Annotated in this window: 15 protein-coding genes; 10 read left to right on the top strand and 5 right to left on the bottom strand. The window is 71.0% G+C overall.

Annotated features, from left to right (window positions below; translation table 11 throughout):
- Positions 1–9: 9 nt before the first annotated feature.
- A complete protein-coding gene (locus ABD817_RS13120) occupies positions 10–408 on the bottom strand; it encodes a YccF domain-containing protein (protein WP_344918138.1) in 399 nt (132 codons plus the stop codon).
- A gap of 597 nt (positions 409–1005) precedes the next feature.
- Between ABD817_RS13120 and ABD817_RS39570 the strand changes: the two genes are divergently transcribed.
- The 6 genes from ABD817_RS39570 (at position 1006) to ABD817_RS13145 (ending at position 4779) form a co-directional block, all read left to right on the top strand.
- On the top strand, positions 1006–1089 hold the full coding sequence (locus ABD817_RS39570; protein WP_350917820.1) for a putative leader peptide: 84 nt from the start codon (positions 1006–1008) through the stop codon (positions 1087–1089).
- Between the two features lie 149 nt (positions 1090–1238).
- A complete protein-coding gene (locus tag ABD817_RS13125) occupies positions 1239–2921 on the top strand; it encodes a nitrite/sulfite reductase (protein ID WP_344918139.1) in 1683 nt (560 codons plus the stop codon).
- A gap of 67 nt (positions 2922–2988) precedes the next feature.
- A complete protein-coding gene (locus tag ABD817_RS13130) occupies positions 2989–3132 on the top strand; it encodes a hypothetical protein (RefSeq protein ID WP_012893136.1) in 144 nt (47 codons plus the stop codon).
- Positions 3129–3296, top strand: coding sequence for a hypothetical protein (locus ABD817_RS13135; RefSeq protein ID WP_344918140.1), 168 nt, complete (start codon positions 3129–3131; stop codon positions 3294–3296). Before ABD817_RS13130 ends, ABD817_RS13135 begins: the two co-directional genes overlap by 4 nt.
- Entirely contained in the window at positions 3293–4021 is a 729-nt protein-coding gene (locus tag ABD817_RS13140; protein WP_329083912.1) for a phosphoadenylyl-sulfate reductase, read from the top strand. Before ABD817_RS13135 ends, ABD817_RS13140 begins: the two co-directional genes overlap by 4 nt.
- Positions 4018–4779, top strand: coding sequence for a sirohydrochlorin chelatase (locus tag ABD817_RS13145; RefSeq protein WP_344918141.1), 762 nt, complete (start codon positions 4018–4020; stop codon positions 4777–4779). The genes ABD817_RS13140 and ABD817_RS13145 overlap by 4 nt, the downstream gene beginning before the upstream one ends.
- 28 nt (positions 4780–4807) lie before the next feature.
- Here the strand turns inward: ABD817_RS13145 and ABD817_RS13150 are convergent, their stop codons facing one another.
- The 3 genes from ABD817_RS13150 to ABD817_RS13160 all read right to left on the bottom strand — a co-directional run bounded on the left by ABD817_RS13150 (position 4808) and on the right by ABD817_RS13160 (position 7118).
- Positions 4808–5575, bottom strand: a complete 768-nt coding sequence (locus ABD817_RS13150; RefSeq protein WP_344918142.1) for a hypothetical protein — start codon at positions 5573–5575, stop codon at positions 4808–4810.
- 1 nt (position 5576) lies between these two features.
- Positions 5577–6074: a SigE family RNA polymerase sigma factor gene (locus ABD817_RS13155; RefSeq protein WP_344918143.1), complete on the bottom strand. Its 498-nt coding sequence runs from the start codon at positions 6072–6074 to the stop codon at positions 5577–5579.
- 267 nt (positions 6075–6341) lie between these two features.
- The gene (locus ABD817_RS13160) at positions 6342–7118 is read right to left on the bottom strand and encodes a DUF1707 SHOCT-like domain-containing protein (protein ID WP_344918144.1); all 777 of its coding nucleotides are present in this window, start codon (positions 7116–7118) and stop codon (positions 6342–6344) included.
- Positions 7119–7280: 162 nt separating this feature from the next.
- Between ABD817_RS13160 and ABD817_RS13165 the strand changes: the two genes are divergently transcribed.
- The 3 genes from ABD817_RS13165 (at position 7281) to ABD817_RS13175 (ending at position 11295) form a co-directional block, all read left to right on the top strand.
- The gene (locus tag ABD817_RS13165) at positions 7281–8738 is read left to right on the top strand and encodes an ankyrin repeat domain-containing protein (RefSeq protein WP_344918145.1); all 1458 of its coding nucleotides are present in this window, start codon (positions 7281–7283) and stop codon (positions 8736–8738) included.
- A 317-nt stretch (positions 8739–9055) separates the two neighbouring features.
- A complete protein-coding gene (locus tag ABD817_RS13170) occupies positions 9056–10696 on the top strand; it encodes an isovaleryl-CoA dehydrogenase (RefSeq protein WP_425583331.1) in 1641 nt (546 codons plus the stop codon).
- Positions 10697–10866: 170 nt separating this feature from the next.
- Positions 10867–11295: an OsmC family protein gene (locus tag ABD817_RS13175; protein WP_329083919.1), complete on the top strand. Its 429-nt coding sequence runs from the start codon at positions 10867–10869 to the stop codon at positions 11293–11295.
- Here the strand turns inward: ABD817_RS13175 and ABD817_RS13180 are convergent, their stop codons facing one another.
- Complete coding sequence (locus ABD817_RS13180) at positions 11296–11457, bottom strand: hypothetical protein (protein WP_344918147.1); 162 nt, start codon at positions 11455–11457, stop codon at positions 11296–11298. It abuts the gene before it with no gap.
- 135 nt (positions 11458–11592) lie between these two features.
- Between ABD817_RS13180 and glgX the strand changes: the two genes are divergently transcribed.
- A complete protein-coding gene (gene glgX, locus ABD817_RS13185) occupies positions 11593–13713 on the top strand; it encodes a glycogen debranching protein GlgX (RefSeq protein WP_344918148.1) in 2121 nt (706 codons plus the stop codon).
- The last annotated feature ends 26 nt before the right edge of the window (positions 13714–13739 follow it).

Genomic DNA, 13739 nt, shown 5'->3' on the forward strand with positions numbered 1-13739 from the left:
CGGTGAAACCTACCTGCGGTAGAACGCCTCGGCGTCGTCGGCGTCGACGATGCGGGCGCCCAGCGGCAGCAGGGAGACCGGGATCAGCTTGAGGTTGGCCAGGCCCAGCGGGATGCCGATGATCGACAGGAAGAGCGGGATCGAGGTCAGCAGGTGCCCGATCGCCAGCCAGATCCCGGCCACGACGAACCAGATCACGTTGCCGATGGCCGACAGCGCGCCCGCCTCGGGGTCGCGCACCACGGTCCGGCCGAAGGGCCACAGCGCGTAGGCGGCGATCCGGAACGACGCGATGCCGAACGGGATCGTGATGATCAGAACGCAGCACACGATTCCCGCGAGGACATAGCCGATCGCCAGCCAGATTCCCGCGAAGACCAGCCAGATGACGTTCAACAGCGTCCGCATATTTACGAGCATGTCAGGCGGGCTGAGGCCGGTTCCATCCGGTGTCCCCCTGGAACACCCCTGATCCGGCCCCCGGCCCGAGCGGGGCCCATCCCTTACCCCCGGCCCGAGCGGGACCCGCCCTCCACTCCGGTGGAGCGGGATTCGCCCCCCTGCCCGGCCACTCCGGTCCCTTACTCCGGCCCGATCGCGTTCGCCACGTCCTGCCCGTGGGCCCGGGTCGGCGGCTCGTCCATCAAACCCATGGGCAGGACAAGGGTGCCCGAGGAATACGCGAGAAGGAACCGCGCAGAATGGACCCATGATCTGTGAGGACTGCAGGGAGCGGCGGCACGAGAAGTGCCGGGGAGGCTCGTGGTGCGACTGTCAGCACCAGGCGAAGACCAACCAAGAAAATGATCACCGTGGTTCCGGGCAGTCTTCGCGAAAGCCCTCCGAACCACGGGTGAACTGGCTGGGGGAAGGGTGATCGGCCTCTAGACCGTCCCGGCCTCTATGGCCTCTCCGGCCTCTCCGGCGCGGGCCCGGCACCACGTCCGCGTCCAGATGATGGACCCGACATTGGACATCCACGAGGTCCGAGGTATCGTCGTAGACATGCCAGCGGACCCATTGCTCGTCGTGCGACGCCACGTCGACCTCCTGCGTGTCCGCAGTGCCATCTGTTGTGACGTCCGTTAACCGTCGCCCCCTGCTGATTTCACCCAGCTCGGCCGCGTAACAGGCGTCCTCTTTTCGAGTAATCGACCCCCGCACTCGACGATGAGGCGGGAGGTGCCGCCCGTGCGCGTCCGGAAATCATTCCATCGAGCCACAATAAGGACGCGCGCATGACGACCCCTGCCCGGTCGGCGAACCGACATCACAAGCGCCCGCGCGGCGAAGGTCAGTGGGCTCTCGGTTACCGTGAGCCGCTGAACAAGAACGAGGAGAACAAGAAGAACGACGACGGGCTCAACGTCCGTCAGCGGATCATCGACGTCTACTCCAAGCGCGGCTTCGACTCCATCGACCCCGCCGACCTGCGCGGCCGGATGCGCTGGTTCGGGCTCTACACCCAGCGCAAGCCCGGGATCGACGGCGGCAAGACCGCGATCCTGGAGCCGGAGGAGCTCGACGACCGCTACTTCATGCTCCGCGTCAGGATCGACGGAGGCCGGCTCAACCTGGCCCAGCTGCGCGTCATCGCCGACATCTCCAACCTCTACGGCCGGGGCACCGCCGACGTCACCGACCGGCAGAACATCCAGCTGCACTGGATCGAGATCGAGGCCGTTCCCGACATCTGGGAGCGCCTGGAGTCGGTGGGCCTGTCCACCACCGAGGCCTGTGGCGACACCCCGCGCGTCATCCTGGGCTGCCCGCTGGCCGGGATCGACACCGACGAGGTCCTCGACGGCTCCGCGCAGATCCAGGAGATCTACGACACCTACATCGGCGACCCGGCCTTCTCCAACCTGCCGCGCAAGTTCAAGTCCGCGGTGAGCGGGTGCCCGGCGCACTGCACCGTGCACGAGATCAACGACGTGGCGTTCGTCGGCGTCGTGAACGAGAACGGCGAGCGCGGCTTCGACCTGTGGGTGGGCGGCGGCCTGTCCACCAACCCGATGCTGGGCAAGCGGCTGGGCGTCTTCCTCACCCCCGACCAGGTCGCCCCCGCCTACGGCGGCGTGATCGGCATCTTCCGCGACTACGGCTACCGCCGCCTGCGCCACCGGGCCAGGATCAAGTTCCTGATCAACGACTGGGGTCCCGAGAAGTTCCGCGACGTCCTGGAGAAGGAATACCTGGGGTACGCCCTGCCCGACGGCCCCGCGCCCGAGCAGCCGCGTGGCGGCCGCAGGGACCACGTGGGCGTCTTCCCGCAGAAGGACGGCAACTTCTACGTCGGCTTCGCCCCGAAGGTCGGCCGCCTCGACGGCGACAAGCTGCACCTGATCGCCGACATCGCCGAGCGGCACGGCTCCGACCGGGTGCACACCACGGTCGAGCAGAAGATGGTCATCCTCGACGTGGCGCCCGACAGGGTCGACAGTCTCGTCGCCGAGCTGGAGGCGGGTGACCTGCGGGTCAAGCCCTCCACCTTCCGCCGCCAGACCATGGCGTGCACCGGGATCGAGTTCTGCAAGCTGGCCATCGTCGAGACCAAGGCCACCGCGGCCAACCTGATCGACGAGCTGGAGCAGCGGCTGCCCGACTTCAAGAGCCCGCTCACCATCAACGTCAACGGCTGCCCCAACTCCTGCGCCCGCATCCAGGTCGCCGACATCGGCCTCAAGGGCCAGCTCGTCGTCAACGACGAGGGCGAGCAGGTCGAGGGCTTCCAGATCCACCTGGGCGGCTCGCTGGGCGTCAACCCCGGCTTCGGCCGCAAGGTCCGCGGCCTGAAGGCCACCTCCGAGGAGCTTCCCGACTACGTGGAGCGCGTGCTCCGCAACTTCGAGAAGCTGAAGAACGAGGACGAGACCTTCTCCGACTGGGTGCAGCGCGCCGACGACGCGGACCTGAAGTGAACGGCCGGTACGCCGGTCCGTCGCGCACGGGCCGGACGAGCGGGACGAACGGGACGAGGAGGAGCGGATGAGCGAGCGAGCCGTTCCCTTCCACTGCCCGTACTGCGGTGAGGAAGACCTGGAGCCCTACGAGGGCGACGGCGGCTGGTACTGCCGGTCGTGCGTGCGCGCCTTCAAGCTGAAGTTTCTCGGAATCGGGGTGCGCTCGTGACGCGCGGCGAATCCGGCGCGGCGAACGTGACGGCCACGGTGACCGGCGAGGTCACCGCGGTTCGTACGGCCCGCACGGTGGGTTCCGGCACGACGACGAGCGCGGATGTCCGCGAGGCACGACCTGCCCGCGCGGCGAATCAGGATTGGGTGAGCGAGCGATGACACTGGTGGACATCGAAGTCGGATTACGTCAGCAGCGGGGGACGCTCGACCTGCAGGAGATCGTCGAGTCGGCCGCGCGGTTCCTTGAGGACGCCTCGGCCCTCGAGATCATCCGCTGGGCGGCGGCGACCTTCGGCGACCGGCTCTGCCTGACCGCCTCCATGAGCGACGCCCTGCTGATCGACCTGGTCAGCCGGGTCAAGCCCGGCGTGGACGTGCTCTTCATCGACACCGGGTACCACTTCGCCGAGACGATCGGCACCCGTGACGCCGTCCAGCAGGTCTACGACGTGAACGTGATCGACGTGAAGCCGTCGCGCACGGTGGCCGAGCAGGAGCGCGACCTCGGCCCGCGCCTGTTCGGCCGCAACCCCGACCTGTGCTGCTACCTGCGCAAGGTCGAGCCGCTCAACCGCGCCCTGGAGCCGTACCTCGCCTGGGTCTCCGGCATTCGCCGCGACGAGGCCGTCACCCGCGCCGGAGTCAAGGTCGTCGAGTGGGACGCCAAGCGCCAGATGGTGAAGATCAACCCGATCGCCCGGTGGACGCAGGAGGACGTCGACAACTACATGGCCGACAACGGGGTGCTGATCAACCCGCTGCACTACGACAACTACCCCTCGATCGGCTGCGCCCCCTGCACCCGCCAGGTCGCCCCGGGAGAGGACCCGCGCAGCGGTCGCTGGGCGGGTATGGGCAAGACCGAGTGCGGGCTCCACATATGACGTGGCGGGCCACCGGCACGGCTCCCGGGACACCGCTGGTCGCCGTGGCGCACGGGTCCCGTGACCCGCGCGCCGCCGCGACGGTGGAGGCCCTGCTCGACCTGGTACGTGAGGCGCGGCCCGAGCTCCTCGTCCGCACCGCCTACCTCGACCACGCCTCCCCGACGCTTCCCACGGCGCTGTCGGGGCTGGCCGAGGCGGCGGTGCTGCCGCTGCTGCTCACCGAGGCCTACCACAGCCGGGTCGACATCCCCGGCGCGCTGGCCGAGGCGACGGCCCGCAGGCCCCTGCTGCGCGTGCGCGCGGGCGCCACGCTGGGCCCGCACCCGCTGCTGGTCACCGCGCTGGAGCGGCGCCTGGCCGAGGCCGGGGTGCGGCCCGGCGAGCCCGGCACCGCCGTGGTGCTGGTCTCGGCCGGTTCCAGCGACCCTCGGGCCAACGCGACGGTCGCCGGGATCGCCGGAGACTGGGCGAGGCTGCGCGGCTGGCGGTCGGTGACCGCCGCCTACGCCTCGGCCGCCGGACCCACCCCCGAGGAGGCCGTGCTGCGCCTGCGGCGCTCGGGGGTCTCCCGGATCGTGGTCGCCCCCTACCTGCTCGCCCCCGGCCACTTCGCCGACAGGATCCGCCGCGAGACCCTGGCAGCGGGCGCCGACGCCGTCGCCGACGTGCTGGGCGCCGCCCCCGAGGTCGCGGCGGTGCTGCTCGAACGCTACGAGCGGGCCGTGCACCGGCACCCGGTGCTCGCCACGGCCTGAGCCCGGCGGGGGCGGAGCCGCACGGATCTCAGGAACCACTCGGCGGTGTGGTTCCCCCCTCGCAGCTCAGGCGGACCATCTCCCCGGTGCGCGGATCCACCTGGCGCACGTTGTCCCGGCATACCGGGGAGACCATCTCCCACACCGTGAGCGACCACTGCAGGGCGAAGGGCCGCGCCTCGGCGAGTTGCTCCTCCCAGCCCTCGAAGACGGCCTCCTCCTCGACCACGCCGGGCAGTATGACCGCGGACACGACCTGCTTCCCGGCCGGGCGATCCTCGCCCGGGATCGCGTTGACGCCCACGGTCTCCCTGAAGATCGCCGTGGTGTGTCCTTCGGGACCGGTTCCGCAGAGGTGCAGCTGGGGAGGGCCGTCGCCGATCCAGACGAGCGCCCGCCGCATCGGCCCGGAGCAGCGGATGGCCACCTGCAAGGGCTTGTTCCCGGATCCGATCCGGAGTTCCTCGCGCTTCCCGCCGGTCCTGTAGGTGCTGCTCGCGACCTCGTCACCGGGGTAGGGTCCCCCCAGTGGCTGTGACGTCGTCGGGACGCTGGGGGAGGGCCTGGCCATGACGCCGGTCCAGACGTCCAGGCCGTCCGTGACGCCGCCCGCGGGCGGGTTGAGGGCCACCGCGACGGTGAGGGCCACCGCGACCGCGCCACCCGCCGTCCAACGGCGGCGTCGCCTGATCGCGCGGACGCGCCGGTGGACACCGGCGATGGTCACGCCCCTGTTGTGACCCTCGCCCTCGTCCCCGTTCAGGATCTCGCGCAGCTCGGATTCGGTGATCGTCATCTCAGCTCCCCGTGGTGATGGCGGTAACGACCGCGGAATCGACGCGCAGCTTGCGCAGTGCCCGGCTGGCCTGGCTGCGTACGGTCGCCACCGAGCAGTCGAGGATCTCGGCGATCCGCTGGTCGGGCAGGTCGGCGAAGTAGCGCAGGACGATCACGGCCCGCTGCCTGCCGGGAAGCCCGGCCAGGGCCTGCCGGACCGCCTCCCGCGTGACCACCGCGTCCATCGCGTCGCCGTCCGGTGCCTCCGGGAGGATCTCGCTCGGCACCTCTCCCCGCCACCTGCGCCGCCACCAGGTGGCGTGGGTGTTGACCAGGATGCGGTAGACGTACGGGTCCGGATCGTCGCCCACCCTCCGCCAGGCGAGCCACGCCTTGGCCAGGGCCGTCTGCAACAGGTCCTCCGCCGTGCCCCAGTCGCGGCACAGCAGGTAGGCGGTCCGTAACAGGCGGGCCGAGCGCTGCTCCACGTAGTGCTCGAAGTCAGCCCGATCTCGCATCGGGGGATCCTCACTGTTCGGTGTTTGTCACCGAGCACTACGTCTGAGAGATCCCGAGACGTTGCACGTGTCCGGAAGCTCACCGAGCCGGAAAGGGGACGAGGCCGGGGTGAGCGCGCGGGCGGCTCAGAGCGGAGGAACGGGCCTCGGTGGCGGGGCGGGAGCCGGGAGGGGGACGAGGCCGGGGTGAGCGCGTGGGTGACCCGGGTGGCTCGGGGGGTGGGTGACGGCGGGCGCGGGTGCGGTGGTGGGAGAAGCGGTCGGCCGTCAGTAGCCGGGTGACTGAGGAGGGCGAGGTGGCTGAGGAGGGTAAGGAGGCTGGGGCGGCGCCGGGGGCCACGAGTGCGGATGCTCCTGGTGGGAGGGGTGAACCTGGTGGGGACCCGGTCCGGCCTGGTAGTGGCCGTACTCGCCGGTGAGCTCGACGCGCAGCTCGTCCCACTGCTTCCGCCAGGCGGCGATGGCCTTCTTGAGGGGCTTGGTCCTGGAGTCCCCGACCACCTTGACGTCCCCCATGAGGACGTACGCGGTGACCCGGACGAGCGGCGCGTTCGTGCCCGGCGGCGCCTCGACGACCTGGACCTTCTTGTCCCCCATGACGGCGATGCCGTCGAGCTGGACGTCCACCCCGTCCGGGACGATGATCTTCACGTTCCCCATGACCGCGGTGGCCATGATGTCGACCACTCCCCCGGTGCGGACCTCGGCCTGGCGCAGGTCCAGCAGGACGTCGCCCATCACGGCGACGGCGCCGAGCGGCTTGTCGATCCGCCAGCTGCCGCGCCGCTTGGAACTGCTCATCACCGCCACGAACCAGCGCCGCACCTGGCCGCCCGGCGACGCCGGGGGCGGGGAGTAGGCGGGTGCGGGCGCCGGGCGTCCGCCGGGCAGGTCGGCGGTGAGCACCGCCAGCTGGGCCTGGGTGACGGCGGTGTAGGCCGCCTCGGTGCGCTCGGTCAGCTCCCCGAGGGTCAGGCGGCCCTCGACGGAGGCGACCCGCAACCACTCGACGGCGGCTTCCCGCTCCGCGTCCGAGACCCGCATTTCCCCGGGATTATTCATAACTCACAACATATCGCGAGTTGTTCGAATAGAGGATCCCTCAGGGGGAGGAAGCCCGATAAACACATCGGATGACGCCTCCTCGCCGGGGCGCGGGGCCGGTGTACGGCCGAGCCGGGGAGGCACGCCATATGATCCGGAGGCATGTACCGAGAACTCCTGGACGCGGTGGCGGCCAACGACGCCGAGCGGGCCGAGCGGCTGCTGCGGAGCGGCACGAGCGCCGACCCCGACGGCGCGGAAGAGCCCACCGCCCTTTACCTGGCGTCGACCCGGGGCCGCGTGGCCGTCGTACGCGCGCTGCTGGCCCACGGAGCCGACCCCAACCGGATCAGCGGCGGCGAGGACGAGGGCCTGCCCCTGTCCGCGGCCGCCGCCTGGGACCGTGTCGAGGTCCTGGAGGCGCTGCTGGCCGCCGGAGCCGACGTGTCCGGGCGGGAGGCCGGAGGGTGGACCGCGCTGCTCTGGGCCGCCGCCAACGGGCGGGCGGGCGCGGTCCACGCGCTGCTCGCCGCAGGGGCGAGCCCCGAGGACGCCAACGAGAGCGGCGACACCGCGCTCACCCTGGCCACCCGGCGCGGCGCCCTGGGCGTCGTACAGGAACTGCTGCGGAAGGGCGTCGAGGCCGACCGGCCCGACGGTGACGGCGACACGCCGCTGTCCATCGCCTACGACTGGCTGGGCACCCAGCTGGAGAGCGCGCTCCTGGAGCAGCTCACCGGGCAGGTCCCCGAGGACTCGCAGTTCGTCGTGGGCCGCAGCAGGGCGAAGGACGGCACCGACCTGGTGACCGTCGCGGCGGTGGGCCCCGACGGGACCCGCGTCGCCGAGCTCACCTGCCAGCGCGGGCACGCGGCCGTCGCCACCCTGCTGGAGGACGCCACGGGCGAGCGGTTGCCGTTCGACGACCTGGTCGAGCGGGCGATGCCGTACCGGGACATCGACGAGGAGGCCGAGACCTGGTGGACCGTGGCGAGCTCGCTGAGCAGGCGCGGCGACGGTGAGACCTTCGACGCGGCGACGCGGCTGTGCGCGAACGAGGATCCGCGCAAGCGCGAGTTCGCCGTCGACGTGATCGCCCAGTTCGGCTTCACCGAGGCCGAGAAGCCGTACCTGGAGGAGGCGCTGCCGATCCTGCGCCGGATGGCGGCCACCGAGGGCGACGAGCGGGTGCTGCGCTCGGTGCTCGGCGCACTCGGCCACCACGCCGACCCGCGCGCCCTGCCCGAGGTGCTGGAGATCATCACCGCCGACGGCTGGACCCGCACCCAGGCCGACCCGGCCGCGCTCGCCGCCGTCCTGCCACCGGGCCACGCCGAGGGGCTCGCGCTGCTCGTCTCCATGACCGAGGACCCCGACGCGGAGGTACGCGACTGGGCCACCATGGGCCTGGCGGGTCTGTCGGAGAGCCCGGAGGACAGCGAGCGGATCCGCGACGCGCTGGCCGCCAGGCTCGACGACGAGGACCTGAACACGGTCGCCGAGGCCACCCGCGGCCTGGCCACCCGGGGCGACGCGCGGGCCCAGCGGGGCGCCGACCGCGTGCTCGCCGAGAGCGACGAGGACGACGACTACATCCGCGACCTGGTCAAGAACCCGTAGCCCGAGGGCCGGGCACCCCGCCCGGCCGCCCGCCCCTCGTCCCGGCCCCGCCCCACCTCGCCTCGCCCTGCCCCGCGCGCTTCGGCGTCGCCGGGGCGAGCGCGGACCCGTTCGGCGCCATCGAGGCCGACGCGGGTCGTTCGGCATGGCCGAGAGCGCGGATCTTTCGGTGTGGGCCGGTGCCGGGCGCGTACGGCGGGGTGAACTTCCGGCGGCCGGTGTCCTTCTGCGGACGAAAATCGGATATAGCGCCCCATAAAGGGCAACCTTCCTCCGGAAGGATGTTGAGATAGGCGCAGAAGCCGGCGACGAGCCGGATGAGTTACCGGAGGCCGCACGTGACCCATGACGTCTTCAACCAGGCTCACCCGCTCACCGGGCACGACGTGTCCGCCGACGCCGCCCTGATGGACGGGGTGGAGCGCGAGGGCGCGGGGTGGGCCACCGGGGAGCTTCACCGGCTGGGCCTCCTCGCCGGGTCCGAGCAGGCCCAGGAGTGGGGACGGCTGGCGAACGATCACCCGCCCGTCCTGCGGACCCATGACCGGTACGGGCGGCGGATCGACGAGGTGGAGTTCCACCCCGCCTGGCACGAGCTGATGGCCGTCGCCGTCGACAACGGCATGCACGCCACCCCGTGGTCGAGCGCCAGGCCGGGCGCGCACGTGGCCCGCGCCGCCAAGTTCTACGTCTGGAGCCAGGTGGAGGCCGGGCACGGCTGCCCGATCTCGATGACCTACGCCTCGATCGCCGCACTGCGCCACAGCCCGGCGCTCGCCGCCGACTGGGAGCCCCTGCTGGCCTCCCGGAGCTACGACTTCGGGCTGCGCCCGCCGCTCGGCAAGCGCGGCGTGCTCGCCGGGATGGCGATGACCGAGAAGCAGGGCGGCTCCGACGTGCGCGCCGGCACCACCCGCGCCGAACCGCTGGGCGACGGGAGCTACGCCCTGACCGGCCACAAGTGGTTCAACTCCGCCCCGATGTGCGACGTGTTCCTGGTCCTCGCCCAGGCCCCCGGCGGGCTGTCGTGCTTCCTGCTCCCCCGCGTCCTTCCCGACGGCACCCGCAACGCCGTCCACCTGATGCGGCTGAAGGACAAGCTGGGCAACAGGTCCAACGCCAGCGCCGAGGTGGAGTACCACGGCGCGACGGCCTGGCTGGTGGGCGAGGAGGGCCGGGGAGTGCGGACCATCCTGGAGATGGTCAACATGACCCGGCTGGACTGCGTGATCGGCTCCGCGGCCGGCATGCGGTACGGCGTCACGCAGGCCGTCCACCACACCCGGTACCGCGGCGCGTTCGGCAGGAAGCTGGCCGACCAGCCGCTGATGCGCAACGTCCTGGCCGACCTCGCCCTGGAGTCGGAGGCCGCGACCGTCCTGATGACGCGGCTGGCCGGGGCCACCGACCGGGCCATCGCCGGTGACCAGGCCGAGGCCGCGCTGCGCCGTACCGCGCTGGCCGTGAGCAAGTACTGGATCTGCAAGCGCGCTCCGGTCCACGCGGCGGAGGCGCTGGAGTGCCTGGGCGGAAACGGCTACGTCGAGGAGTCGCAGATGCCCCGCCTGTTCCGCGAATCACCGCTGAACGGCATCTGGGAGGGGTCGGGGAACGTCGCGGCGCTGGACGTGCTGCGCGCCCTGGGCCGCGAGCCCGAGGCGCGGGAGGCGTTCTTCGCCGAGGTCTCGCTCGCCGCCGGGACCGACCGGCACCTGGACGCCGCCGCCGACCGCCTGCGCAAGTCCCTGGACGACACCACCGACTTCGAGGTCCGTGCCCGGCGCGTCGCCGAGGACATGGCGCTGGTGCTGCAGGGTTCCCTGCTCGTGCGGCTGGCTCCCCCGGCCGTGGCCGACGCCTTCTGCGTCTCCCGCCTGGCGGGCGACGCGGGCCGCGCCTTCGGCACCCTGCCCGCCGGTCTGCATCTGGACGCCCTCGTCGACCGCGCCTCCTTCTGACGTACTGACGTACGGCGTCCGACATCCGGCTCCCGACGTGCGGCGTCCGACTTCCGGCGTGCGGTTTCCGTGGCGCGCCCGGGGTAACGGGTGCTCCGGGACACGGTTGGGCGACGGCGCCGAGTAGGGTCGGTCATGGCCAACGGTTCATGATCGAAAGGACAATCGCCATGGCGACGACACGTACCGCGACGACTCAGTGGAAGGGCGCGCTGCTCGACGGTTCGGGCAGCGTCTCCCTCGACTCCTCCGGGGTGGGCACGTTCGACGTGTCCTGGCCCTCGCGCGCCGAGCAGGCCAACGGCAAGACCTCCCCGGAGGAGCTCATCGCGGCCGCCCACTCCTCCTGCTTCTCGATGGCCCTCTCCCACGGGCTGGCCCAGGCCGGCACCCCGCCCCAGACCGTGGAGACGAAGGCCGACGTGACCTTCCAGCCGGGTGAGGGCATCACCGGGATCGTCATCTCGGTCCGCGCCCAGGTTCCCGGCCTGACGGCCGAGCAGTTCCAGGAGGCGGCCGAGACCGCCAAGGCCAACTGCCCGGTGAGCAAGGCCCTCTCGGGCACGACGATCAGCCTCAACGCCGAGCTGCTGAGCTGATCACGGCCGTACGCGCCCGATCGGGCTGACCGAGACGAACCGCTCCGCCGAACACCCACCCGGGAGGGCGGTCGCCTCGAACCGGTCACCCTGGGTGGTCGGCGGCGGGCCGGTCACGGCGGCCTCGCGGCCACGCGTGTCCCGCCGGACACGCGTGGTCACGTGGCGCGTACGGAAACGGTAGGTACGGAAAGCACGCCATACCCCGGATACGAAACTCCTCAATACCACCTTAAAGTGACAGGGGCGAGAACACCCTGCACAAAGGGAGCCTTGACCAGAGGAGAATGGGGTTACATGCGCGCGGTCTGGCCGGGAGAGTCTTATCCACTCGGCGCCACCTGGGATGGCGTGGGTACCAACTTCTCATTGTTCTCCGAAGTAGCGGAGCGTGTCGAACTCTGCCTTTTCGGAGACGACGGCCGCGAGGAGCGCGTCGAGCTGACCGAGGTCGACGGGTTCGTGTGGCACGGCTACCTCCCGGGGATCATGCCGGGACAGCGGTACGGCTACCGGGTCCACGGCCCCTACAACCCCTCCCAGGGGCAGCGGTGCAACCCTTCCAAGCTGCTCCTCGATCCCTACGCGAAGGCCGTCGAGGGTGACGTGAAGTGGAACGAGGCGATGTTCTCGTACCGGTTCACCGACCCGGGCAACCGCAACGACGAGGACACCGCCCCCTTCATGCCGAAGAACGTGGTGATCAACCCGTTCTTCGAGTGGGGCAACGACAGGTCGCCGCGGACCCCGTACCACCAGACCGTGATCTACGAGGCGCACGTGCGCGGGCTCACGATGCGCCACCCCGCGGTGCCCGAGGAGCAGCGCGGCACCTACGCGGGGCTGGGCCACCCGGCGGTCATCGACCACCTGCTGAGCCTGGGCGTCACCGCGGTGGAGCTGATGCCGGTGCACCAGTACGTGCCCGAGCACGCGATGGTCGCCCGGGGGCTGACCAACTACTGGGGCTACAACACGATCGCCTACCTGGCCCCGCACGCCGCCTACTCCGGCTCGGGCCAGCGCGGCGAGCAGGTGCCGGAGTTCAAGGCGATGGTGCGGGCACTGCACGAGGCGGGGATCGAGGTCATCCTCGACGTGGTCTACAACCACACCGCCGAGGGTGATCACATGGGGCCCACGCTGGGCTTCCGGGGCATCGACAACCAGGCGTACTACCGCCTGCACGACGGCGACCGGCGCTACTACCTCGACTACACCGGCTGCGGGAACTCCCTCAACGTCCGCTCACCGCACGCCCTCCAGCTGATCATGGACTCGCTGCGCTACTGGGTGCTGGAGATGCACGTGGACGGCTTCAGGTTCGACCTGGCCTCCGCCCTCGCCCGCGAGCTGCACGACGTCGACCGGCTGAGCGCCTTCTTCGACCTGATCCAGCAGGACCCGGTGATCTCCCAGGTGAAGCTGATCGCCGAACCGTGGGACGTCGGCCCCGGCGGCTACCAGGTCGGCAACTTCCCGCCGCTGTGGATGGAGTGGAACGGCAAGTACCGCGACAGCGTGCGCGACTTCTGGCGCGGGAGCGGGTCCGCGCTGCCCGAGTTCGCCTCCCGGCTGACGGGGTCCGCCGACCTCTACGCCATCTCGGGGCGCCGCCCGGTGGCTTCCATCAACTTCGTCACCTGCCACGACGGGTTCACCCTGACCGACCTGGTCTCCTACGACCGCAAGCACAACGAGGCCAACAAGGAGAACAACCGCGACGGCACCGACGACAACCGGTCGTGGAACTGCGGGGCCGAGGGTCCGGTGGAGGACCCGGAGATCGTGAACCTGCGCCGCCGCCAGCGCCGCAACCTCCTGGTCACCCTGTTCATCTCCCAGGGCGTGCCGATGCTGCTGGCCGGTGACGAGATCGGCCGGACCCAGCACGGCAACAACAACGCCTACTGCCAGGACAACGAGACCTCCTGGGTCGACTGGTCGATGGTCAGGAGCGAGGCGGACCTCCTCGGCTTCGTCAGGAGCCTGTCCAAGCTGCGGCGCGAGCACCCCGTGTTCCAGCGGCGCCGCTTCTTCCACGGCCACAAGGCCGACGACGGGACCCGCGACATCGTCTGGCTCACCCCGGCCGGGGAGGAGATGTCGGCCGGTGACTGGCACACCGGCTACGCCAAGTCGCTGACCGTCTTCCTGAACGGCGACGCCATCACCGAACCGGGCACGCGCGGCGAGCGGATCGCGGACGACTCGTTCCTGCTCCTGATCAACGCCCACCACGAGGACATGTCCTTCAACCTCCCCGAGGCGAGGTACGGCAAGCGGTGGCAGCGCGTGCTGGACACCGCCGACGAGGGGCCGGGCGAGTCCCCGTTCTCCGAGGAGTCCTGGCCCGCCGAGGTCTCGGTGGAGGTGACCGCGCGCTCGGTGCGGATCCTGCGCTGCGCGCGCCTGTAGGGACCTTCCGCGCCCCTCAGACGTCC

The organism is Streptosporangium oxazolinicum (assembly GCF_039537505.1).
GTDB classification, from domain to species: Bacteria; Actinomycetota; Actinomycetes; order Streptosporangiales; family Streptosporangiaceae; genus Streptosporangium; species Streptosporangium oxazolinicum.